Here is a 22,494-nt window from a genome sequence, read left to right as displayed (position 1 = left end):
TTTCCCTTTATGAACGTCTCAATAATTTTTTTAGGATTTGAATCGTCTTGTATTTTAGTGGCTGTGGATAATAACGGAAAGTTCCCATTTTTCGAACAACATATCCATTGAAATTCTGTTTAAATCGTAGCACGCCATCGCTACCGTCAAATTCTCCCGTAATACCCAAGAAATTATAGAAGGTAATCTGGCGTTTGATAGCTTCAAGCATTACATGTTCTTGTAGGAGAAAAGGGGCATAGAATTTATTGAATTCTGTATAGGAGCCACTGAAGAGATATACCGCTTCTTGTGGTGTATAGATGAATAGACTTCCAGCAAGAACAACATCCTTAGGACCATACTTTTGAAGGAAACCATTGGTTTCTTCAATCCGTTGTTGAAGAGCATCTAGTTGTTTATTGAGATTTTTCAGCTTAGTTTTTGGTTTGACGCTATCAGGCTGAGGACCGTGTACAGCGAAGATTTCCTCCATTTCAGCCTGGATTGTTGCTTGTTCCTGGATCAGAAGTTGTAAGTATTCCTGAAAGTTAAGGGTAGCAACCATAAATTCAGCAGACGAACCAAAACTATCATAAAAGTCCTGGTAATAAGCAAGTCCTTTATCGGTATACTCACGACGTTCAGATGTGGAGCTAGTAATTTCCTTGAAAATATGTAGTTCATCACGTTTTAGGGGGCGTATTTTCATGTTAAAGCTGTGAACTTTTTTCATGATTGGGCGGCCCTTTTTACTGAAGGAAGCAATCAAGTTCTCAGACTGGATACCCGTCAAATCTTTTACATAATGCCAGTCAGGTTCTCCACCGGGATAGCCTGTTTTAAGACCGTCATGTTGATAGCCTAGATTGGTTAAATAAGTAATTTCTTCCTGATTTTCTGGACTAGTTGGCTGTCCATCGCTATCAAATTGCTGATAATCTTGAGCTGGTTTTACAACTAGCTCTAAGACACCGTTTGTGGTTGCATACTCTTTTAAATGCTTATAAAAATCAGGTAAATAGTTATCGTCGGTTGATACAGGACCAGCATTTAGCTCCATGTAAATGCCCCCAAACATTTTTTTTGTATAGATGAGGGCGGAGATAACTAACTCTTGTTGAGGATTCCAAAGGCCAAGAAAGGAGACTGTAAAGCCTCTTTTCTCTAATAGAGTAGCCATTTCAGGTGACTGCAAAAATGATTTACTGGTTGCCAGCTGACAATGTTCCAGAAATTCCTCTTTGCTAATAGTCCTAAATGTCATTAGTGTTTACTCCTTAATTTTTTTCGGATTGTATAGGCGGTGGTTGTTAATTTGTAGAGGAAGCGATTTACTGGGACGGTAAATTCCCCCAGATATTCTTCGATGAGAGGGTTGAATTTTGATTTATAACTAAAGAGCCCACCATCTAGTTGGTTTTCAATACCTCCCATATTTTGCCATGAGGCACCGCGATTAAAAGCCTGTCTTGCTGTTTCATACCAAGTCAGAATAGCAGGTTGGTAACGGCGGAATTCTTCATCCATTCCAGCATAGAGATTGTCAGAAGTTGGACCAAAATCAACTGAAAGTGTTGCAGCAAGAGAGACAATATGATGACCCTCAGCTAATTTCTTTTCTAGGAAAGCAAGTTCTTCTAGTGTCTTCTCTGTATCTTCCCGATGTTGGGCTCGTTTACCTGGCTTTGTTTTTTCTGTAAATTTGAGTGCTTCCTGTGCTAATTTTTCCTTTTGAGCAAGGAGGGTGTTGTGGCGTTTGTCTAAATCCAGTTGCGTAATGGTTATATAGGAATGTTCTGGATAGGTTGTCAGTATTTTTTCATAATAAGCTTTATCTCTCAGAGAGATTGATTTGCGTTTCTCAGTTTTTTTCATGAGTGAAGCAAACTCATCCAACCATTCGAAGCTCCCAACTTGAACTATAAGTCCTTTATTCAAGGATGTGCGAATGGTTTGGCGTGTGCTTTTTGACAGAGTTTCGTCAGAAAAATATTCCCTATGGATATTGGCTTGGAAGCGGGGTTGAATGTTCTCTGCCATATCCTGAGTCCGTCCTGTCCATTCAGCGCCTGCCTTTTGGAGAATGGCCAGTTGTGCAAGGGTTGTAGGGTTTTCTTCAACTTCTTGCCCAATTTTGTACTGTTTGAGTAGGAGGGCTGGGTCAAATTTAATGAAGAGGGCTCGCTTGGTTTTGCCGAATTTTTTTAGAGAAGCAAGGACAAATTGAACCAAGTCTTGGTTTGAGTAGTCCATAATCGGACCACGTGGAATATAGAGCATGCTAAAGCCAGCAGGTAGTGGGCGGATGAGGACAGAAGCAGCGGCCACTAAACTGCCTTCTTGGTAGAATCCCAAGCGCTCATTGCCCCAACTGTCTTTAATCGCAGCCCAATTGCTGCTTTGCAAGAGGTTGACTTGGGGCGATTGTTTTGCAAATTCATCGTGTTCTTGGGCAGAAATGCCAATTTTATAGGTGTACATTAGTTTAAAACCCACTCTCTAATGGCGTGTGCAACACCATGTTCATCGTTTGATTTGGTGATAGTTTTGGCGATTGCTTTGACAGAATCGCTTCCGTTTTCCATGACAACTGGATGGCCAACAACTTCTAACATTGGTCGGTCATTTTCCTGGTCACCAATGGCCATTGTTTGGTCCATGGTTAAGCCTAATTTTTGAGCCAGAGCGATAATAGCCAGTCCTTTATTGGCTTGTTTTGGTGTGAATTCTAGATAAAATGGCGCGGATTTGGCAATCGTAAAGCGATCAAAGAAGGCTGCTGGAATGGTTTCAAGAGCTTTGTCGAGACGCTCAGGTTCATCCACCATCATGACCTTAATAATTTCCTTGTCCGTCATTTCTTCAGGAGTCCGATAGAAAATCGGTGCATTGACCAAGGTTGACTCATAGACCGTGTACTTCCCGATATTACGGTTGGCTGTGAACAGGCCTTCCTTGGTGCTGGCATGCATTGGAAGGGAGAGGGTGTTGGAGAGGTGAACCAGGTCTAGGTAGTCTTGGTAGGACAGGGTGTTTTTAACGAAGTCCTCACCAGTATGGGCATCTTGTACTAAGCTACCGTTAAAGGTAATGACGAAGTCGCCAGCTTGGTTGAGCTGCAATTCTTCTAAAATATGGTGTACGCCAGAAATAGGGCGTCCTGTTGCAATGACAATCTTGACGCCGGCTTCCTTTGCTTCTTGGATGGCTTGCTTGACGTCAGGTGTGATTTGGTGTTGGCTGTTGAGTAAAGTGCCATCGATATCGACAGCAACGAGTTTAATGCTCATGATCGTTTCCTTTGATAAATTGGTCGTTGTGAATATGACTGAGGAAGTCTTGGTTGTAGTGGGAAAAAATCCCTGCTTCATCCAACATTTCCTTAGGGAAATAAAAGCGGCTGTCACCGTGCACTGTGCCAGACAGTGAGGCGACGATTGGAGACAATTGCGAAAGCTCGACAAGGCTGCCATCTTTTCGCTTGATTTCAATCTGGGTCCGTTTTTTCTGGTCATTTGGCCGATAAATATCGTAAGGCAGGTCAAAATTATGGTGGATAGCCGAGTAGTATTCGGGATCAAATCCCACATCTGCGACCAGGTGTCGGAGAGTATCGAGTTCCTCTTCTTGCTCTGCCTTAAAGGTAATGGACTTAAAGACTTTACGATTAATATAGCGTTGAGCTAGGTCTGAAAGTGTTCGGTCAGGTCCGTTGATCCAGGATTGGAAATAGGTGTTCATAACCCCATCATCCAAGGCCAAGTAGTCCTCTAAATCAAACTGATGTTCGAAAAAGGGGATCAATCGCGGAGATGTTAATTGGAAAAACTGTTTTTCAACGGGGTAGAGAATTTTTGCTCGTTTTAAAAGGTTTTGCAGCAGCACTTCCATCGAGCGACTGGCCGGGTGGAAATAGACTTGCATGTACATCTGGTAGCGACTAAGGACATAGTCTTCCACAGCGTGCATACCTGATTCTTTGAAGGCGATTCCTTGCGGAGTTGGGCAGATGACGCGGAGAATGCGAGTCAAATCAAACTCCCCATAGTTGGTGCCTGTAAAGTAGGAGTCACGTAAGAGATAGTCCATACGATCGACATCAATCTGACTGGAAATCAGCTGGACTACCTGTTTGTTAGGGTAGGTATGTCGGATGACGCTTGCTACTTTTTCTGGAAAATCTGGCGAAATCTGCAATAGGAGTGCGTTGATTTCCGTATCAGGTGAAAGGATGATTTGACAGGTCATTTCCTCATGGTCGGTGTCAAATAATCGTTCAAATGTATGAGAATAAGCCCCGTGCCCTAAATCATGTAAGAGGGCAGCTGTCATGGTTAAGAGGGACTCTCCTGCATCCCAAATATGGGCATAGTTATCCTCGAATTTTTGCGTTATTCTCCTAGCAATTTCATAGACACCCAAGCAATGAGAAAAGCGACTATGTTCTCCTCCATGGAAGGTATAGGAGGTTGTTCCAAGTTGCTTGATACGACGTAATCGTTGAAATTCGCGTGTGTTGATCAGATTGTAGATCAATTCGTGATCAACATGAATGTAGTTATGTACTGGATCTCGAAAAACTTTTTCAATCATACCTTCCATTATATCAAAATCTGCTTCATTCTTCTTCTATAAACCTTTTTTGGGGCGGGTATTTACCTTTTTCTTAGTTTAGATTATAATAGAGGAATGACTGAAAATATGATTTTAACCCTCATCCAAATGATTTTGATAGCGATGATTGTTTGGATTTTGTACTTGATTGTTTCATATATGCGCCAGCATAAGATTTCGATGACGGACCGATTTTGGACAGGCTTTGGAATCGGTTTTTTGACGGACTTGCTTGATACCTTGGGGATTGGCACCTTTGCGACGACAACCAGTCTCTTTAAGGCAACCAAACTGGTGGAGGAAGATCGACGTATCCCAGCCACAATGACAACGGCCCATATCATCCCAATCTTGTTGGAAGCTCTGTTGTTCATCACCATTGTAGAGGTGGAGATGACCACCCTTGTCCCTCTTGCCATCTCTTCCTTTTTGGGAGCTTCTGTTGGTGCGCGTGTGACCCAAAACTGGGATACCAAGAAGGTTCAGCGGGTCTTGGGGGTCTTACTCATTGTTGCGGCGGGAATCATGGTTTACCGAATGGTAACGAATCCTGGTGCAGATTTGGGGACAGATGTTCGTGGATTAACAGGTTGGAAGTTGCTGGTTGGAATTGGATTTGATTTCTTAATTGGTATGTTGCTCAGCATGGGCTTGGGAAATTATGCTCCAGAATTGATTTTCTTCTCCCTGATGGGAATTAGTCCAGCAGTTGCTCTTCCGGTTATGATGTTGAATGCTGCCATGATGTTGTCTGCTGGGACCAAGCAATTCATTCAATCGGGTCGGGTTTCTTGGCCCGGTGTTCCGGGGATTATTGTCGGAGGGGTCTTGGGGGTTCTGACAGCGGCCTTTTTCCTTTCGAGCCTGGATATTAATAATTTGAAAATATTAGTGGTCTTTATTGCAATCTATACGGGTATTACCTTGCTACGTTCATCTTTTATTCAACACGCAAAGAAAGAGGTATAAGATGCAGATCCGGTTACTGAATCAGATTCAATTGGATGACCAGACAGAGGTGGTACATCAAGTTTTTCCAGTCGAATTGACAGAAAAAAATGGCTCTCTTTATCTTCATTATCAAAATGAAGAAGAAGAAAAGGTTGTTTTGAAAATGACAAGGGATGAGCTGACCATGACGCGATTTTCAAATCCAAAATCAATCATGCGTTTTTTGGTTCAGCAAGAAGCTATCGTAACCATTCCGACGCCGATGGGAATTCAGCACTTTGTCACAAAAACAGACCGCTATCAATTTGAGCCAGAGGCTGGAAAATTGGCTTTGTCCTATGAATTGCGACCGTTAGAGAGGGATCAAGTCTTTGCCCGCTATCAGATGGAGATTTCTTGGGGAGATTAAAACGTTTCCAAAAAGGAAAAATTCTTGAAATTTTGCTCTAATTTTGTTATGATAGGTGACAAATCGAGGGAGTAGCTAGCGGATTTCGCTTTTTCCATCATCTTTATAGAGCAACCTGTTTATCAATGATGAAAAGTCAGGAATTGTGAAAAAGGTGAGAGAAGAGGTCATCCGTGATATTGTCGTCAATCCGACTTGTTTCCGGCAATATATTAAATAGCGAGACTTGTTTTAATAAAAACAGGTCTCTTTTTTATTGAAAGAGACCAAAAGGAGAAGGAAATTGTCAAAAGAACAAAAACGTGATTTGTTTTACACTCAAAACGAAGAACAAGTATTGTCTAGTCTCGAATCTTCTGCAGAAGGTTTGACAAGCCAGGAAGCCAGCAAGCGGTTGGCTGAGTATGGTCGCAATGAGTTGGACGAGGGCGAAAAAAGAACGCTCTTGGCAAAATTCTTAGATCAATTTAAGGACTTAATGATTATTATTTTGATTGCGGCTGCAATCCTAACAGTGATTACAGAGGGTTCACACGGTTTGACGGATGCTATTATCATCTTAGCGGTTGTTATCTTGAATGCGGCCTTCGGTGTTTACCAAGAAGGTCAGGCAGAAGCGGCAATCGAAGCTCTTAAGAACATGTCTAGTCCTGTTGCGCGTGCTCTCCGTGATGGCCACGTTGTAGAAGTGGATTCAAAAGATTTGGTTCCTGGCGATATCGTTTTGCTTGAAGCTGGAGATGTTGTACCTGCGGATATGCGTTTGTTAGAAGCTAACTCACTGAAGATTGAGGAAGCTGCTCTTACTGGTGAGTCAGTTCCAGTTGATAAGGATCTTTCCAAGGTTCTTGAAGCGGATGCACCAATCGGTGACCGTGTCAACATGGCTTACCAAAACTCAAACGTTACTTACGGACGTGGTCTCGGTGTGGTGACCAATACTGGTATGTTTACCGAAGTAGGTCACATCGCGGGCATGCTTGCTAACGCAGATGAGACAGATACTCCATTGAAACAGAACTTGCACCAGTTGTCTAAAGTTTTGACCTATGCAGTATTGGTCATCGCTGTGATTACAATGGCTGTTTCAGTCTTTGTACGTGGCGAAGGAATCTTGCCAGCTCTTATGACCTCTGTTGCCCTCGCGGTTGCAGCTATTCCAGAAGGCTTGCCAGCAATCGTAACAGTTGTTCTTTCACTTGGTACTCAAGTATTGGCTAAGCGTAACTCAATCATTCGTAAGTTACCAGCGGTTGAAACACTTGGTTCAACTGAAATTATCGCATCCGATAAGACTGGTACCTTGACCATGAACCAAATGACGGTGGAGAAAGTTTATACAAACGGGCAATTAGTTGATGCTAAAGAAAAGTTTGATGCTTCAAACTCAACCCTTCGTATCATGAACTTTGCCAACGATACAAAAGTTGACCCAACAGGTAAATTGATTGGTGACCCAACTGAAACAGCGCTTGTTCAATTTGGTTTGGATCAAAACTTTGATGTTCGTGAAGTCTTGGTTTCTGAACCACGTGTGGCAGAATTGCCTTTTGACTCAACACGTAAATTGATGTCAACCATTCACCAGCAAGCAAATGGCCAATTCTTGGTCGCTGTAAAAGGTGCACCAGATCAGCTGCTCAAACGTGTGACACAAATCGAAGAAAATGGTACTGTTCGCCCAATCACAGATGCAGATAAAGAAGCAATCTTGACAACCAACAAGTCCTTGGCCAAGCAAGCTCTTCGCGTATTGATGATGGCTTACAAGTATGTGGATGCTATTCCTGAATTGGAATCTGACATCGTTGAAAATGATCTTGTCTTCTCAGGTTTGGTTGGTATGATTGACCCTGAGCGTCCGGAAGCAGCAGAAGCAGTTCGTGTTGCTAAAGAGGCAGGTATTCGTCCGATCATGATTACAGGTGACCACCAAGATACAGCAGAAGCAATCGCGAAACGTCTTGGCATTATCGATGAAAATGACACAGAAGACCATGTATTCACTGGTGCAGAACTTAATGAATTGACAGATGAAGAATTCCAAAAAGTCTTCAAACAATATTCTGTATATGCGCGTGTATCTCCGGAACACAAGGTTCGTATCGTTAAGGCTTGGCAGAATGACGGTAAGGTTGTTGCCATGACAGGTGACGGTGTAAACGATGCACCATCGCTTAAGACAGCCGACATCGGTATCGGTATGGGTATCACAGGTACAGAGGTTTCGAAAGGTGCCTCTGATATGGTCCTTGCAGATGACAACTTTGCAACTATCATCGTGGCGGTTGAAGAAGGGCGTAAAGTCTTCTCAAACATCCAAAAAACGATTCAGTATCTCTTGTCAGCTAACACAGCTGAGGTATTGTGTATCTTCCTTGCAACCCTCTTTGGTTGGGACGTATTGGAGCCAGTTCATCTTCTTTGGATTAACTTGGTAACAGATACACTTCCAGCTATCGCCCTTGGTGTTGAACCTGCTGAGCCAGGTGTCATGCAGCACAAACCTCGTGGTCGTAACTCAAGCTTCTTCTCAGGTGGTGTCTTGAGCTCTATCGTCTACCAAGGTATTCTTCAAACAGCTCTTGTCTTGGGTGTTTACGGCTATGCTCTTCTCTATCCAGAGCATAGTACCTATGCTGAAATCCACGCAGATGCTCTTACTATGTCTTACTTGACGCTTGGTTTGATCCAGTTGGTGCATGCCTTCAACGTTAAGTCTGTTTACCAATCTATCTTTACCGTTGGTCCATTTAAGAATAAACTCTTTAACTGGTCTATCGTAGCTGCCTTCTTGCTCTTGATGGCAACCTTGGTAATTCCAGGATTCAATACCTTCTTCAAGGTTTCAATCTTGACACCAACTCAATGGTTGGTAGCCATTATTGGTTCAGGTCTCATGGTTGTCGTTGTTGAAATTGTCAAATTTGTACAACGTAAAATGGGCTTGGATGAAAAAGCGATCTAAGAATACATAAAAAACTCAGGTTTAGTCTGAGTTTTTTGTATCTTTAGATAAGTGGTAGCGGGGGAGAAGGAAGTTACTGACTAGGAAGACTGTCAGCGCTATTCCTGCAATTACCGTTTCAACAATGGGGGCAAAGGTTAGAAAGGCTAGGGCAATAATAGCTAGCAGGCTGATAATGTAGATGCTGAAGTAAAGTTTATTTGGTTGTATAGTGATATGATCGCCATTCTGCACTTCGATTGTTGATTTCTTATCTTCTCGGATAGCAAATTGGGCTGTTTTACCTGTGAGCTTAAGGGTAATCGTTTCCTTGTTTCCGATACTTCCAGCCGTTTGACCGTTGACTAAAAAGTGAAGTTTTCCGGCCGCCCCGACTGCTCCTGTATCCCGTTTAATGGTAATAGACATTGCAGACCTCCTTTTTCATTAGTATAGCACATATTGGTATAAGAATACATATTATTTTTGAGATTTACTCCCTTAAAATAGCTTTATTCTTTACAAAATAGCCTGCATAGGCTAGACTAGAAATGGAGGTTTGCTATGTCTGCACTTACAGAATTATTTTTAGCCCGTAATAGTCGCTATCTGCCAGCTGAGTCGCTTGTATTTTTACAAGCACGATTAGAAGAACTAACCCCTAGACAACAAGAATATGTATTCAGCGTGAAACTCAAGGATCCCGTTTTGGCTTGGGTCTTTTCCTTCTTTTTTGGTCACTTGGCAGTTGATCGTTTTTATCTGGGACAATTTGGCTTGGCCTTGGCAAAATTGTTTTTGTGGTGGGTAACTTTGGGGCTATGGATCGTAGTTGATTGGTTTTTGATTGTCAAATCGACAAAGGAAAAAAATCTAGAACGTCTTCACCAGCAGTTGTTGGAGGCTTATTACATGCCGTAACATACTCTGTTTTCAGGGTATGTTTTGTCATTTAATTGTAATAGCAGAGGTGATTCGTTACCTGATTGTAACCAAAAACGTAAAAAAATCTGCTATAATAGAAAAATGTTCTAAAATGGAGGAAACTATGGGCAGTCGCTCTTTTTCATGGGGATTCTTACTGACCTATCTTCTTGTTTTGGCTTGGAATGCAGGTTTGTTTGACCTCTTTCAAGTAGAAACTGGTCGAATACTGAGCCTGGACATCATACAAGTTTGGTCACATTCTCTGCCGCAATTGCTGACGGGTTTCCTACTCTATCTTCCTATGGGCATTCTTCTGGAACTAGTTTTTCGGACCGCTAGTTGGTTGCACAATTTAGTCCGGACAGGACTTGTAGCTAGCTTCTTGGCTTGTGTGACCTATCTTTGCAAAGGCCAACTGGTGGGGCTTGATTTTCTCTTATTCCAAGGTTTTGGAGCTGCCATAGGGATAAATGTAGCCTATGTTGCTACTAGTGTGTGGAGAGAAAAAGCCTATTCTCGACTACATCTTGTCTTTTTGCTTGGTTTTTTAGTGTTTTTTGGTACAATTTTACTAAAGGAATATTGGCAAGAAATAGGATTTTTGCTAGAATGAAAGAGATGAATCTCAAAGAAGAAATAATAGCCTTGTCAAAGGAAATTGGGATTTCCAAGATTGGCTTCACAACAGCAGATGACTTTGCTTACTTGGAGAAATCCTTGCGGGCTTCAATTGAAGAAGGTCGGTCGTCTGGATTTGAACATAAAAATATTGAAGAGCGGATTAGGCCTCGCTTGAGCTTAAAGTCAGCAAGGACTATCATTTCAATTGCCGTAGCTTATCCGCGACACTTGCCTCAGCAGCCTCAGAAAACAGCTTTTAAGCGGGGAAAAATTTCTCCGAGTTCATGGGGGGTGGATTACCATTATATCCTGCAGGACAAGATGGAACGATTGGCGAGAGGTATCGAGCAATTGACTCAAGGGCTAGAGTACAAGGCCATGGTAGATACAGGTGCCTTGGTTGACACGGCAGTTGCTCAGCGTGCTGGAATTGGCTTTATCGGGAAAAGTGGACTAGTAATTTCAAAAGAGTTTGGCTCCTACATGTTTCTTGGTGAGTTGATTACCAATTTGGATATCCAGCCTGATCAGCCTGTCGACTATGGTTGCGGAGACTGCAATCGCTGTGTGGATGCTTGTCCGACCTCTTGCCTCTTGGGAGATACGACGATGAATGCCCAGCGCTGTCTTTCGTTTCAGACTCAGGATAAGGGCATGATGGATGTGGAATTTCGCAAGAAAATTAAAACCGTCATTTATGGTTGTGACATCTGTCAGATTTGTTGTCCTTACAACAAGGGTATTTCCAGTCCACCACTAGTGGACATTGATCCTGACCTAGCACATCCAGAATTGCTGCCCTTTTTAGATTTATCAAATGGGCAGTTTAAAGAAAAGTTTGGCTTGATAGCAGGATCTTGGCGTGGAAAGAATATTTTACAACGCAATGCCATCATTGCATTGGCAAATAGTAATGACCGCTCTGCCATTCCCAAACTATTAGAAATTATTGATAAAAAACAGAATCCAGTCCACATGGCAACAGCCATCTGGGCTCTTGGACAGTTGGTCAAACGTCCCAATCAGGAGATGATTGACTTTATTGAAGGGATTTCGTCAGACAATCCAGATGTTTTGACGGAAAAGGAGGCCTTCTTAAAGGTCGCCAAAAACCTTCAAGTATGATAGAATGTTAAGAATTAGAAACGAGGTAGCTATGGATACAGCAGAAATTCGCCAGAAAATCGAACAACTTGGCAGTAAATTAACATCATTTAGGGGGTCTCTTTGACTTAGAGGGTCTTGAAGAAGAGATTGCCATCTTAGAAAATAAGATGACCGAACCAGATTTTTGGAATGACAACCTGGCAGCCCAAAAAACATCACAGGACTTGAATGAATTAAAAGCAACCTATGGTAATTTCCACCAAATGATTGATCTGTTTGATGAAACAGAAATCTTATTGGATTTTTTGTCAGAAGATGAAAGCGTTCGAGAAGAATTGGTTGACAAGTTGGCTGAGCTTGATAAGTTGATGGCAAGCTACGAGATGACCCTCCTCTTATCGGAGCCTTATGATCATAACAATGCGATCTTGGAAATTCATCCAGGATCTGGTGGAACAGAGGCACAGGATTGGGGCGAGATGCTCCTACGTATGTACACACGCTTTGGAAATGCCAAAGGTTTCACTGTTGAAACGCTTGATTACCAAGCAGGGGATGAAGCTGGGATTAAGTCTGTGACGCTTAGCTTCACAGGTCCAAATGCCTATGGACTTCTAAAATCGGAAATGGGTGTGCACCGCTTGGTACGTATTTCACCATTCGACTCTGCCAAGCGACGCCACACATCCTTTACTTCGGTGGAAGTCATGCCAGAGTTGGATGATACTATTGAAATTGAAATTCGTGATGATGAAGTCAAGATGGATACCTTCCGCAGTGGAGGAGCGGGTGGACAGAACGTCAACAAGGTTTCAACCGGTGTGCGTTTGACCCACCTTCCAACTGGTATTGTGACCCAGTCAACGGTTGACCGTACCCAATACGGTAACCGTGACCGTGCCATGAAATTGCTCCAAGCCAAGCTTTACCAGCTTGAACAGGAGAAGAAGGCTGCGGAAGTCGATTCTCTTAAAGGAGATAAGAAAGAGATTACTTGGGGAAGTCAGATTCGTTCCTATGTCTTCACACCTTACACCATGGTCAAAGACCACAGGACTGGACATGAAGTTGCTCAGGTAGACAAGGTGATGGATGGAGACATCGAAGGATTTATCGATGCTTACCTAAAATGGCGAATCAGCTAAAACTATAGAAAGGATTGTCAGAGGACAAGTTAGACCTATGCCAATTATTGAAATGAAAGATGTTTCCAAGAAATATGGAAACGGGACAACAGCCCTTCGCGGTGTGTCCATAAATGTAGAACCGGGTGAATTTGCCTATATCGTAGGACCTTCAGGTGCCGGTAAATCGACCTTTATTAAATTGCTTTATCGTGAGGAAAAAATCGATAAAGGGCAGTTAAAGGTTGGAAAGTTTGACCTATCAAAGATCAAAAAGAAAGATGTTCCTTTGCTACGCCGTTCAGTCGGTGTTGTCTTCCAGGACTACAAGCTCTTGCCAAAGAAAACGGTTTTTGAAAATATTGCTTATGCGATGGAAGTTATCGGTGAGAAGCCACGCAATATCAAAAAGCGTGTCATGGAAGTCTTGGACCTTGTTGGTCTCAAGCATAAAATCCGTTCTTTCCCAAATGAACTTTCAGGTGGTGAGCAGCAGCGAATTGCTATTGCGCGTGCAATCGTCAACAATCCAAAAGTCTTGATTGCGGATGAGCCAACAGGGAACTTGGACCCTGAGAATTCGTGGGAAATTATGAACCTCTTGGAGCGTATCAACCTGCAAGGGACAACGATTTTAATGGCGACCCATAATAGCCAAATCGTAAACACACTTCGCCACCGCGTAATTGCGATCGAAGACGGTCGTGTGGTGCGTGATGAAGCGGAAGGAGAATATGGATACGATGATTAGACGATTTTTTAGACACTTTATTGAGTCGCTAAAGAGCTTGAAGCGAAATGGTTGGATGACCATCGCTGCCATTTCTTCTGTGACCATTACCCTGACCCTGGTCGGAATTTTTGCTTCAGTGATTTTGAATACAGCAAAATTGGCATCTGACTTGGAACACAACGTTCGAATTAATGTTTATTTGCGTGCCAACTCGACAGACAACGATGAGACCATTGTCAATGATCAGGGGGAGACAGTAGCCAATCCAAACTACAAATCCATCTACAACCAGATTATGGACTTGGACAATGTGGAAAGCGTAACTTTTTCTAGTAAGGATGAGCAACTGCAACAATTGACTGAGAAATTGGGAGATACGTGGAATCTCTTTGCGGGGGATGCCAATCCTCTCTATGATGCCTACATTATCGATACCACTGATCCTCAATACGTGAAAACAGTTGCAGAAAAAGTGGCACAAATTGATGGAGTGACAGAAGTCCGTGATGGAGAAGTTGAAACAGAGCGCATTTTCAAACTGGCAGATATGGTCCGGACGTGGGGCTTTGCAGCGACTGCTCTCCTGCTTTTCACAGCCATCTTCTTGATTTCCAACACCATTCGTATCACCATCATTTCACGTAGCCGTGAAATCCAAATCATGCGTTTGGTGGGGGCTAAAAACAGTTACATCCGTGGTCCGTTCCTTTTAGAAGGTGCATGGGTTGGCTTGTTAGGTGCCATTGCACCAGCAGCTTTGGTTTATTTTGTCTATGAAATGGTCTATGCTCAAGTGAATTCAACTTTGGCATCTCAAAACCTATCCTTGATTGATAAATCCATCTTCATACCGGGTATGATTGGCAGCCTTTTCTTGGTTGGTATTGTCATCGGTTCACTTGGTTCGGTGATTTCAATGCGCCGTTTCTTGAAGATTTAATAAAAAGAAAAAAGCCTAAGGGCTTTTTTCTTTTTTATCTAAAAAATGGGTTGAAATTTTTCTCGTGGGCAACGGTTGTTGGAAAGCCGTGGCCCGGATAGACCTGGTAATGGTTGGGCAAGGTGAAAATCTGTTGGCGCACCCCTTGGATCAATTGGTCAAAATCACCTGTCGGTAAATCTGTTCTACCAATGGTTTCGCGAAAGAGGGCGTCACCTGAGAAGACCCAAGCAGCTTCAGGAAAGACAAAGGACACACCGCCAATCGAGTGGCCAGGTGTTGGTACTACGGAAAAAGTAAACTCCCCAATCTGGTAAGGTTGGTCATACTGAAAGGTCTCTTCTGCAGGTTGGCAGATGACATCTTCCAAATCGGCATGACGATCGAGACCGGAGAGGTTATCGATTGGTTGATAGAGCCAAGCAGCTTCGCTCTCTGCAACGTATACTGGTGGTTGCTTACATGCTGCTCGTAAGGCTTCCAGGCTCATGATGTGGTCGTAATGGGTATGGGTTAAGAGTACAGCTGCCACAGGTTTTGTTAGCTGGAGCAGTTGTTGATGGATATGTGACCAGTCACTCCCAGGATCGATCACAAGTAAATCTCGCTCTCCTTCTAAAATATAGGTGTTTTCTCTAGCAATAAAATTGGTAATGGTATGTAGTTTCATAAAACCTCCTGTCTCTGTAAGTGTATCAAAAAATGTATGAATTGGCACAAGTGAGGTCCTTATCTTCTAGATTTCTCTATTTGTTTAGTGTGCTTTTGTAAGCTTTTCAAAATTTTGCTATAATGGGGAATATGAAAAACAGGATTCGGACAAGAAAATATGCCATTGTGGACTTGGAAGCAACCTCGAGTAGTTCCCTGGCAAAAATCATTCAAATTGGAATTGTCATTGTTGAGAATGGTCTCATCGTTGACCAGTTTGCTAGTGACATCAACCCACATGAACCCTTGGATGATCATATCAAGGATTTAACAGGTATTAGCGATGAGCAGCTGGCTCTGGCGCCAGAATTTGGTCAGGTAGCTGGGCAGATTTATTCTATGTTGGAAGATGCTGTATTTGTAGCCCACAATGTGCAATTTGATGCCAACTTGCTGACCGAAGCCTTGTTCTTTGAAGGGTATGACCTCTATATTCCACGAGTGGACACGGTCGAGTTGAGCCAACTTTTTTTCCCGCAATTTGAAAAATACAACTTGACCTATCTGGCTGAAGCTTTGAAATTGCCCTTGGACCAGGCCCATACAGCCATTTCGGATGCCCAGGCAACGGCGCAGCTTCTCATACGAATCCAAGAGAAGATTCTCAGTTTGCCTCGTCCGGTCTTGGTTCAGTTACTGCCTTTGGCGGATCATCTGCTCTACGAATCCCGTTTGGTCCTTGATGACCTCTTTGAGCAGGTGGAAGATGGGCTGGCAGCTAACTTAGAGTTGGTACACGGCTTGGTATTGAAAAAAAGAAAGCAGCATCAAGCTGAAAAATGTTTTTCTCAGGACTTTACGACTAATATTGGTCTTCTGGATATGGAACCAAGACAGGCTCAAGTTCGCTTTGCAGAAAAAATTGAGCAGCATTTGACTGATAATCAAGGGGTGCATTTTATCCAGGCAAAGGCAGGTATTGGTAAAACTCTGGGTTACTTATTGCCCTTGCTCAGTCAGGGCAAGCAAAAGATTTTAGTGACTGTTCCAACAAAAATCTTACAAGAACAGATCTTGGCCAAAGAAGGCCGCCTCTTGCGAGAGGTGTTTCATCTGTCTATTGCTTCGCTCAAAGCACCAGGTCATTTTTTGAAATTGGATTCCTATTGGAAGACCCTTCAGCGAGAAGATGAAAATCGTCTACTCAATCGCTTTAAGATGCAAATTTTGGTGTGGCTGTGTGAGACAGAAACAGGGGATCTGGATGAGTTAAAGCAGAAATACCGCTATCAGGCTTACTTTGATGAAATCAAACATGATGGGAAGTTGGACAAAGAGAGCCTGTTTCAGGGCTGGGATTTCTGGCAAGCAGTTCAAGAAGAAGCGGCTGCCAGTCGTCTCTTGTTAACCAACCATGCCTACTATTTGAGTCATTTGAAGGACCAGGATCCCTTGATGCAGGCAGATATCCTAGTCATCGATGAAGCGCAAAAAATCTTGCTAGCAGCAGAAGAGTTGGCAAGTCAAACCATTGATTTGACCAGTTTGATTCAATCCTTGCAGAGTAAGAAGGACCGAGCCGATTCCCTATTGAGACGGCGTTTGTATGAAAGTACTTTATTTGAACTGAATAGTCTCTTGACGGATTTTCGCTCAACTGGACAGCGGGAAATTACCAGAGAGAAGTTAGAACAATTGCATCAAAATTGTTTGGAACTGGCAGATGTAGATCTGCTAGATTTGGAAAGAATGCTGGCATTTTATTCCTATTTTTGGTTGGAAGATCATTTCCAGAACGAGAAACGTATTGCTCATTTGCGGGCGAGTCGAGAGGAATTGTTGCAGTTGGCACGTTTGATTCCGAGTCCAAAGATTTTCTGTATCAGTGCGACTTTAGAGATTAGCAAGCAGGTGAGTTTGGCGGATTTGCTGGGCTTTCAACATGCGACTAGCGACTATTTGGAATCTGCTTTTCAAGACAATCAAGAACTGGTCTTCATCAAGGATTTGCCGGATGTGATTGGTTTGGGTCTGGAGGAGCATGCCCGTTTCTTGGTACAGCAATTGGAGAAATTATTGGCAGGTCAGCAACCAATTTTAGTGCTCTTTACCTCTCGAGCCCTCTTGTTGGCTGTTTCTGATCTTTTGGAGTTAGAAGAGATTCCCCACCTTGCCCAATACAAACATGGGCAGGCAGATCATCTCAAGCGGCGATTTGAAAAAGGGGAGTCTGCTCTGCTTTTAGGGAGCGGCCTCTTCTGGGAAGGAGTTGACTTTGCTAACCTAGACCAGCTTGTCTTGGTCATCAGTCGGCTTCCCTTTGAAAATCCTCGCGACCGTTTTGTCATGAAAATCAATCAGCGTTTGCGTCAGGAAGGCAAGCATCCCTTTTATGATTTTAGCTTACCAATGATGATGATGAAGCTCAGGCAGGCTATTGGACGGACCAATCGTCGTCCGAGTCAACTGTCCCAGGTCTTTGTTTTAGATAACCGCCTGCAAACTAAACGGTATGGCAAACAGGTGGCGCGATTCTTGGCTCAAGATTATCTGGTAACCGAGGCTTCGCTGGATCAGATTCCCTCTGTTATCCATCAGTTCTTTGATGAGTAGTGAAATGAATGGTAAGGTTTTTAGGACTGGTTAGAGTAAGGACTCGTGCTAATGGATAGATGTTAAGAAGAACTGGGCTTGCCCAGTTTTTTCCATCAGTTTGGGAAGGAATGGCTGAGCCTATCGCAAGAAGAAGTGCCATCAGTTGCCATTCATTTTCTTTAGGGTGAAAATATGGTATAATTTTCCAAATATTAGTTTTGAAAGAGATCACTATGACAGAAGAAACGATTGTATTTAAAGTGGGGACGAGTTCTCTGACCCAAGAAAATGGGAGTCTGGATCGAATTAAGATTGCTCGGATTACCAATCAGCTAGCTCAGTTGCATCAGAAGGGCTACCAGATTGTGCTGGTGACGTCAGGCTCGATTGCTGCTGGTTTTCGGAGATTGGGATTTGACAAGCGACCGACTAAGATTGCGGAAAAGCAAGCTTCTGCGGCTGTTGGACAGGGTTTGCTGATTGAGGAATACACGCAAAATCTAATGAAAGACGGCATCGTATCGGCTCAGATTTTGCTGACCCAGGATGATTTTGCGGATGCCAGACGTTATCAGAATGCTTCTCAGGCCTTGCAGGTCTTGCTCAAGCAACGGGCCATTCCTATTATCAATGAAAATGATACCATTGCTATTGAGGAAATTAAGGTGGGAGACAACGATACCCTGTCCGCCCAGGTGGCTTCTCTCTTGAAAGCAGACCTCTTGGTGCTTTTGACGGATGTGGATGGACTTTACACGGCCAATCCCAACAGCGATCCGACTGCCCAGCACTTGCCTCAAATCAAGGAGATTACGGAAGATTTGTTTGCCATGGCAGCAGGAGCAGGCTCGTCTAATGGAACAGGTGGCATGACCACCAAATTGCAGGCGGCACAGATTGCGACCAAGTCAGGCGTGCCAGTCTTTATCTGTTCTTCAAAAGAGGACACAGCTATTTTACAAGCAGTTACCCAAGCCAACCGTGGCACCCTCTTTTTAGCAGATGACCATGCAATGAACCAACGCAAGCAGTGGATGGCCTTCTATGCTCGTACAGACGCAGCGGTTGAAGTGGATGCTGGTGCAGTTGAGGCTATGTTGCACCAAGGCCGTAGTTTGCTAGCAGCTGGTGTCAAAGCCCTTGAAGGCGACTTTGAAGTGGGGCAGGTTGTGGAAGTTTACAGCCAGGCAGACCACCGTTTGATTGGTAAAGGGCGGGTCAAACTGTCCTCCAAAGACTTGCAGGACCAGTTGGCAAATGGCAGAGCAGGGGGCGTGCTCATTCACCGCAATGATTGGGTGAGCTTATAGTTATTCAGTTTATCTTGATTATGTTGACGAACGAGCAAACTGAAAGACTAAATAGGAGAAATTTATGACAACAACACAAGTATTATTAGATAGTTTATTGGCCCACAAGGCTTCTATCAACCTTGCAACAACCGAACAGAAAAACCAGGCTCTATCAGCTATGGCAGACCAGTTGGTTTCTCAGACTGAGGCAATTTTAGCAGGCAATGCCATTGATATGGAAAATGCCCAAGGCAAGATTAGCCAAGTCATGCAGGATAGATTGCTTTTGACAGCGGAGCGGATTGAAGCCATGGCAGATGGCATTCGGGCCTTGATTGACTTACCAGATCCTGTTGGACTAGTCTTGGAAGAATCCACTCGGGCAGACGGCTTGAACATTCGCAAGAAATCCATTCCCTTTGGCTTGGTGGGAATGATTTACGAAAGCCGTCCAAATGTGACTTCAGACGCCGCTGCTTTGGCAATCAAGAGTGGAAATGCAGTCATCTTGCGTGGAGGCAAGGAAGCCTTTCATTCGGCTCAGGCCATTGTCACAGCCCTCAAGGCTGGTTTGGAAGAGGCTGGTCTTTCGCCAAAGGTCATCGAGTTGGTCCAAGATACCAGCCGAGCCTCTGCGACAGAGCTGATGACGGCAAAAGGTAAGATTGACTTATTGGTGCCTCGTGGTGGTGCGGGCTTGATTCAAGCTGTTGTAGAAAATGCGACTGTGCCAGTTATCGAAACAGGCACAGGCATCTGCCATGTCTATGTGGACAAGGCTGCGGATTTGGATAAGGCCCTTCAAATTGTGGTCAACGCCAAAACCAGCCGTCCCTCAGTCTGCAATGCGGCGGAAGTTTTGTTGGTCCATGAAGCCATTGCCAGTCAGTTCTTGCCACGCTTAGAAGAAGCTCTGGCAGGTCAGGTGGAATTACGTGCCGACAGTCAGGCCCAGGCTTTTCTTAACCAAGCCACACCAGCAGGCGACCAAGATTTTGATACAGAATTTTTGGACTATATCTTGGCTGTCAAAGTCGTTTCAAGTGTAGAAGAAGCTGTCAGCCACATCGCTCAACACTCGACAGGGCACAGCGAGGCCATTGTGACGGAGAACAGCCAGACGGCTGAACTTTTCACACTCCATGTGGACTCAGCGGCGGTCTATGTCAATGCCTCGACCCGCTTCACAGACGGTGGCGAGTTCGGTTTGGGCTGCGAGTTGGGTATTTCCACTCAGAAGATGCACGCCCGTGGTCCTATGGGCCTGCGTGAGATGACCACCTACAAGTACATCATCACAGGCGACGGCCACATTCGTTAGGAGGACAAGATGAAGATTGGATTTATCGGACTGGGCAACATGGGAGCGGCCCTGGCCCAAGCGGTCAGCCAGCAGCCAGATACCCAGCTCCTTCTCAGCAACCACAACCCAGCAAAAGCCCAGGTTCTTCAAGAGAAGGTGGGTGGTCAACTTTTTTCTAATGGGGAAATAGCAGAGCAGGCCGAGGTCATTTTCCTTGGAGTCAAACCTCACCTGATTCAGACAGTCTTGTCAGGCTTGCAGGACCAGATTAGCCAGAATCCGTCAGCTATTTGGATTTCCATGGCAGCGGGAGTGACCATTGATAGCCTGGCAGAATTTGTGTCGGCAGATAAACTCATCCGGATTATGCCCAATACACCTGTCGCTATCGGCCAGGGCATGACAACCTATAGCTTGGTCAATACAGAGCTCGCTCCGCTATTGGAACAAATCCTAGAAGCATCAGGCAAGGTTCAGCAAGTGCCAGAGAGCCTGATCGATGCAGCGACGGCTATTGCAGGCTGCGGACCAGCCTTCGTCTATCAGATGATTGAGGCCCTGACTGATGCCGGTGTGCAAAACGGGCTGACGGCTCAAGATGCCAAGATTCTGGCGGCTCAGACCCTAGCAGGAACTGCTCAGATGGTATTAAGCAGCGACAAGCACCCAGCCCAGCTGAGACAGGAAGTGACCTCGCCAGGAGGATCGACTATCGCAGGCGTGGTAGCTCTTGAAAAAGAAGGCTTCCGTTACGCCATTATCAAGGCAGTCGCTGCCGCTCTCAAAAAGACAAAAAAATTAGGCGAAAAATAGAAGACAGCAAAAAACGGGACATTTAATCCCGTTTTGTTTTTTCTTTAATCCATTGACTGACGTTGGACAGGGTTTTGCTTTGCTCTGCCTTGCGTTTTTGTTCTTGGACAAAATCTGCAAAGCTTTGCTTGACGCCGTCCTTTTGGACCTTGTCCTGCAAATCATGCCATTTCTTTTTAAGGTTGCTGGAAGTCCGTTCATAGTATACTTCAAGGATTTCCTCCTTGGACTTGTAATTACGGTAGAAAGCATTGCGTGACACGCCAGCTTTTTTTACCAATTCAGAGATGGAAATCTGCTTTAAGTCCTTTTTTTCCATCAAAAAGAGCAGGGCAGTCTCAATCGACTCTCGGGTCAGTTGGTTCATCTCCTGGTTGGCCTTGGTCAAGTTTTTTAATGACTGGGGCGAAATCTTGCGCTCTGACATAGGGATCCTCCTTGTGACATCTGAAAGTAAATGCTTTCAGATGGTCTCCATTCATGATATAATTGTAAGGAAAGATACTTTGCTTGTCAAATAAAAATCGTTGAAGAAAGTAAGAATGTAAGGAAAAATCATGAAAAAATGGAAAATTGTTGCAGACTCTGGTTGTGATTACCGTCAACTCGATCAGTTGGCGCCAAACGCAGAATTTATTAGTGTTCCCTTGACCATCCAAATTGGGGCAGAGACCTTCGTTGACCAGGCTGACTTGGATATCGACAAGATGATGGAGGTTATGTACGCTTCGTCTGAGGCAGCTAGTTCAGCTTGTCCGAGTCCTCAAGCCTACCAAGCAGCCTTTGAAGGGGCAGATCAGATTATCGTGGTGACCTTGACAGGGACCTTGTCTGGCAGTTTTAATAGTGCCAGAGTAGCACGCGATATGTATTTGGAAGAGCATCCAGATGCCAAGATTCATTTGATTGATAGCTTTTCAGCCGGAGGGGAGATGGACTTGCTGGTTACGGAGATTAATCGTTTGATTGCCTCAGGATTGGAGTTTGAAGAGGTTGTTTCAGCCATCACCACCTACCAAGAAAATAGCAAATTGCTCTTTGTCCTTGCTAAGGTTGATAATCTAGTCAAAAACGGTCGCCTGAGCAAGCTAGTGGGAACTGTAGTTGGTTTACTGAACATCCGTATGGTCGGTGAAGCCAGCAGCGAAGGCAAGTTGGAATTGCTCCAAAAGGCGCGTGGCCATAAAAAATCGGTCACCGCAGCTTGGGATGAGATGAAAAAGGCAGGCTATAAGGGTGGACGCATCATCATGGCTCACCGCAATAATGACAAGTTCTTCCAACAATTTTCTGATTTGGTTAAAGAAAACTATCCAAATGCCATCGTTGAAGAAGTGGCAACTTCAGGACTATGCTCTTTCTATGCAGAAGAAGGTGGTCTCTTGATGGGCTATGAAATCTAAAAAAAGGTAAGCAGGCAGAGGACCTGCTTTTTTCTATGCCATATTTTGTCCTTTTTCTTGAATGACAATTTTAAATATGTTA

At 44.0% G+C, this 22,494-nt stretch carries 20 protein-coding genes and 1 pseudogene; 14 read left to right on the top strand and 7 right to left on the bottom strand.

Features of this window, described 5'->3' with window-relative positions:
- Positions 1-7: 7 nt before the first annotated feature.
- The 4 genes from JNG37_RS01515 to JNG37_RS01500 are packed head-to-tail and all read right to left on the bottom strand — an operon-like array spanning position 8 to position 4,575.
- On the bottom strand, positions 8-1,246 hold the full coding sequence (locus JNG37_RS01515; RefSeq protein WP_158454308.1) for an aminoacyltransferase: 1,239 nt from the start codon (positions 1,244-1,246) through the stop codon (positions 8-10).
- Positions 1,246-2,463, bottom strand: a complete 1,218-nt coding sequence (locus JNG37_RS01510) for an aminoacyltransferase (protein ID WP_158454310.1) — start codon at positions 2,461-2,463, stop codon at positions 1,246-1,248. The genes JNG37_RS01515 and JNG37_RS01510 overlap by 1 nt, the downstream gene beginning before the upstream one ends.
- Positions 2,463-3,272 carry a sugar-phosphatase gene (gene yidA, locus JNG37_RS01505; protein WP_158454312.1) on the bottom strand — a complete coding sequence of 270 codons (810 nt, stop codon included), beginning with the start codon at positions 3,270-3,272 and terminating at the stop codon, positions 2,463-2,465. Before yidA ends, JNG37_RS01510 begins: the two co-directional genes overlap by 1 nt.
- Positions 3,262-4,575 carry an HD domain-containing protein gene (locus JNG37_RS01500; RefSeq protein ID WP_158454314.1) on the bottom strand — a complete coding sequence of 438 codons (1,314 nt, stop codon included), beginning with the start codon at positions 4,573-4,575 and terminating at the stop codon, positions 3,262-3,264. The genes yidA and JNG37_RS01500 overlap by 11 nt, the downstream gene beginning before the upstream one ends.
- A gap of 96 nt (positions 4,576-4,671) precedes the next feature.
- Between JNG37_RS01500 and JNG37_RS01495 the strand changes: the two genes are divergently transcribed.
- The 3 genes from JNG37_RS01495 (at position 4,672) to JNG37_RS01485 (ending at position 8,924) form a co-directional block, all read left to right on the top strand.
- Positions 4,672-5,565 carry a sulfite exporter TauE/SafE family protein gene (locus JNG37_RS01495; RefSeq protein WP_158454316.1) on the top strand — a complete coding sequence of 298 codons (894 nt, stop codon included), beginning with the start codon at positions 4,672-4,674 and terminating at the stop codon, positions 5,563-5,565.
- 1 nt (position 5,566) lies between these two features.
- Entirely contained in the window at positions 5,567-5,956 is a 390-nt protein-coding gene (locus tag JNG37_RS01490) for a DUF1934 domain-containing protein (protein ID WP_158454318.1), read from the top strand.
- A 283-nt stretch (positions 5,957-6,239) separates the two neighbouring features.
- Positions 6,240-8,924, top strand: coding sequence for a cation-translocating P-type ATPase (locus JNG37_RS01485; protein WP_158454320.1), 2,685 nt, complete (start codon positions 6,240-6,242; stop codon positions 8,922-8,924).
- Between the two features lie 21 nt (positions 8,925-8,945).
- Here the strand turns inward: JNG37_RS01485 and JNG37_RS01480 are convergent, their stop codons facing one another.
- Positions 8,946-9,332 carry a hypothetical protein gene (locus JNG37_RS01480; protein ID WP_158454322.1) on the bottom strand — a complete coding sequence of 129 codons (387 nt, stop codon included), beginning with the start codon at positions 9,330-9,332 and terminating at the stop codon, positions 8,946-8,948.
- Between the two features lie 135 nt (positions 9,333-9,467).
- Between JNG37_RS01480 and JNG37_RS01475 the strand changes: the two genes are divergently transcribed.
- The 6 genes from JNG37_RS01475 to ftsX all read left to right on the top strand — a co-directional run bounded on the left by JNG37_RS01475 (position 9,468) and on the right by ftsX (position 14,355).
- Entirely contained in the window at positions 9,468-9,824 is a 357-nt protein-coding gene (locus JNG37_RS01475) for a TM2 domain-containing protein (RefSeq protein WP_158454324.1), read from the top strand.
- 127 nt (positions 9,825-9,951) lie between these two features.
- Complete coding sequence (locus JNG37_RS01470) at positions 9,952-10,443, top strand: hypothetical protein (protein WP_158454326.1); 492 nt, start codon at positions 9,952-9,954, stop codon at positions 10,441-10,443.
- Between the two features lie 5 nt (positions 10,444-10,448).
- Positions 10,449-11,576, top strand: a complete 1,128-nt coding sequence (queG, locus tag JNG37_RS01465; RefSeq protein WP_158455299.1) for a tRNA epoxyqueuosine(34) reductase QueG — start codon at positions 10,449-10,451, stop codon at positions 11,574-11,576.
- A 31-nt stretch (positions 11,577-11,607) separates the two neighbouring features.
- Positions 11,608-12,703, top strand: a protein-coding gene (gene prfB / locus JNG37_RS01460; RefSeq protein ID WP_158454328.1) for a peptide chain release factor 2 whose coding sequence is annotated in 2 segments (ribosomal slippage) — positions 11,608-11,679 and positions 11,681-12,703 — 1,095 coding nt in all. Because the reading frame shifts where the segments join, the coding sequence is not laid out codon by codon here.
- 37 nt (positions 12,704-12,740) lie between these two features.
- A complete protein-coding gene (gene ftsE, locus JNG37_RS01455) occupies positions 12,741-13,433 on the top strand; it encodes a cell division ATP-binding protein FtsE (protein ID WP_158454330.1) in 693 nt (230 codons plus the stop codon).
- Entirely contained in the window at positions 13,426-14,355 is a 930-nt protein-coding gene (gene ftsX / locus JNG37_RS01450) for a permease-like cell division protein FtsX (protein WP_187321581.1), read from the top strand. The genes ftsE and ftsX overlap by 8 nt, the downstream gene beginning before the upstream one ends.
- 34 nt (positions 14,356-14,389) lie before the next feature.
- On the opposite strand, the gene JNG37_RS01445 is transcribed toward ftsX, so the two are convergent.
- Positions 14,390-15,025, bottom strand: a complete 636-nt coding sequence (locus JNG37_RS01445) for an MBL fold metallo-hydrolase (protein ID WP_158454334.1) — start codon at positions 15,023-15,025, stop codon at positions 14,390-14,392.
- A gap of 122 nt (positions 15,026-15,147) precedes the next feature.
- Here JNG37_RS01445 and JNG37_RS01440 point away from each other — a divergent pair, with 122 nt between their 5' ends.
- The 4 genes from JNG37_RS01440 (at position 15,148) to proC (ending at position 21,009) form a co-directional block, all read left to right on the top strand.
- Positions 15,148-17,619 carry a bifunctional DnaQ family exonuclease/ATP-dependent helicase gene (locus tag JNG37_RS01440; protein ID WP_158454336.1) on the top strand — a complete coding sequence of 824 codons (2,472 nt, stop codon included), beginning with the start codon at positions 15,148-15,150 and terminating at the stop codon, positions 17,617-17,619.
- A gap of 215 nt (positions 17,620-17,834) precedes the next feature.
- Positions 17,835-18,911 carry a glutamate 5-kinase gene (proB, locus tag JNG37_RS01435; protein WP_158454338.1) on the top strand — a complete coding sequence of 359 codons (1,077 nt, stop codon included), beginning with the start codon at positions 17,835-17,837 and terminating at the stop codon, positions 18,909-18,911.
- A 64-nt stretch (positions 18,912-18,975) separates the two neighbouring features.
- Positions 18,976-20,214, top strand: coding sequence for a glutamate-5-semialdehyde dehydrogenase (locus JNG37_RS01430; RefSeq protein ID WP_158454340.1), 1,239 nt, complete (start codon positions 18,976-18,978; stop codon positions 20,212-20,214).
- Between the two features lie 9 nt (positions 20,215-20,223).
- Positions 20,224-21,009, top strand: coding sequence for a pyrroline-5-carboxylate reductase (gene proC, locus JNG37_RS01425; protein WP_158454342.1), 786 nt, complete (start codon positions 20,224-20,226; stop codon positions 21,007-21,009).
- Between the two features lie 169 nt (positions 21,010-21,178).
- Here the strand turns inward: proC and JNG37_RS09795 are convergent.
- Positions 21,179-21,436: pseudogene (locus JNG37_RS09795) on the bottom strand (TetR/AcrR family transcriptional regulator); the annotation flags it as partial.
- Positions 21,437-21,566: 130 nt separating this feature from the next.
- Between JNG37_RS09795 and JNG37_RS01415 the strand changes: the two are divergent.
- Positions 21,567-22,412 (top strand): DegV family protein, encoded by an 846-nt coding sequence (locus tag JNG37_RS01415; RefSeq protein WP_158454346.1) that lies wholly within the window; start codon positions 21,567-21,569, stop codon positions 22,410-22,412.
- The last annotated feature ends 82 nt before the right edge of the window (positions 22,413-22,494 follow it).

It is taken from the genome of Streptococcus suis (assembly GCF_016775005.1).
GTDB classification, from domain to species: domain Bacteria; phylum Bacillota; class Bacilli; order Lactobacillales; family Streptococcaceae; genus Streptococcus; species Streptococcus suivaginalis.
This window is presented reverse-complemented; position numbering and strand designations above follow the sequence as displayed.

Excerpts from the sequence above, each read along its gene's own strand:
- JNG37_RS01510 (WP_158454310.1), bottom strand. The coding sequence starts at position 2,463 with ATGTACACCTATAAAATTGGCATTTCTGCCCAAGAACACGATGAATTT.
- ftsX (WP_187321581.1), top strand. The coding sequence starts at position 13,426 with ATGATTAGACGATTTTTTAGACACTTTATTGAGTCGCTAAAGAGCTTG.
- proB (WP_158454338.1), top strand. The coding sequence starts at position 17,835 with ATGACAGAAGAAACGATTGTATTTAAAGTGGGGACGAGTTCTCTGACC.
- JNG37_RS01475 (WP_158454324.1), top strand. The coding sequence starts at position 9,468 with ATGTCTGCACTTACAGAATTATTTTTAGCCCGTAATAGTCGCTATCTG.
- queG (WP_158455299.1), top strand. The coding sequence starts at position 10,449 with ATGAATCTCAAAGAAGAAATAATAGCCTTGTCAAAGGAAATTGGGATT.
- JNG37_RS01430 (WP_158454340.1), top strand. The coding sequence starts at position 18,976 with ATGACAACAACACAAGTATTATTAGATAGTTTATTGGCCCACAAGGCT.
- JNG37_RS01415 (WP_158454346.1), top strand. The coding sequence starts at position 21,567 with ATGAAAAAATGGAAAATTGTTGCAGACTCTGGTTGTGATTACCGTCAA.
- JNG37_RS01440 (WP_158454336.1), top strand. The coding sequence starts at position 15,148 with ATGGGGAATATGAAAAACAGGATTCGGACAAGAAAATATGCCATTGTG.
- JNG37_RS01480 (WP_158454322.1), bottom strand. The coding sequence starts at position 9,332 with ATGTCTATTACCATTAAACGGGATACAGGAGCAGTCGGGGCGGCCGGA.
- proC (WP_158454342.1), top strand. The coding sequence starts at position 20,224 with ATGAAGATTGGATTTATCGGACTGGGCAACATGGGAGCGGCCCTGGCC.
- yidA (WP_158454312.1), bottom strand. The coding sequence starts at position 3,272 with ATGAGCATTAAACTCGTTGCTGTCGATATCGATGGCACTTTACTCAAC.
- ftsE (WP_158454330.1), top strand. The coding sequence starts at position 12,741 with ATGCCAATTATTGAAATGAAAGATGTTTCCAAGAAATATGGAAACGGG.
- JNG37_RS01515 (WP_158454308.1), bottom strand. The coding sequence starts at position 1,246 with ATGACATTTAGGACTATTAGCAAAGAGGAATTTCTGGAACATTGTCAG.
- JNG37_RS01495 (WP_158454316.1), top strand. The coding sequence starts at position 4,672 with ATGACTGAAAATATGATTTTAACCCTCATCCAAATGATTTTGATAGCG.
- JNG37_RS01500 (WP_158454314.1), bottom strand. The coding sequence starts at position 4,575 with ATGATTGAAAAAGTTTTTCGAGATCCAGTACATAACTACATTCATGTT.
- JNG37_RS01490 (WP_158454318.1), top strand. The coding sequence starts at position 5,567 with ATGCAGATCCGGTTACTGAATCAGATTCAATTGGATGACCAGACAGAG.
- JNG37_RS01445 (WP_158454334.1), bottom strand. The coding sequence starts at position 15,025 with ATGAAACTACATACCATTACCAATTTTATTGCTAGAGAAAACACCTAT.
- JNG37_RS01470 (WP_158454326.1), top strand. The coding sequence starts at position 9,952 with ATGGGCAGTCGCTCTTTTTCATGGGGATTCTTACTGACCTATCTTCTT.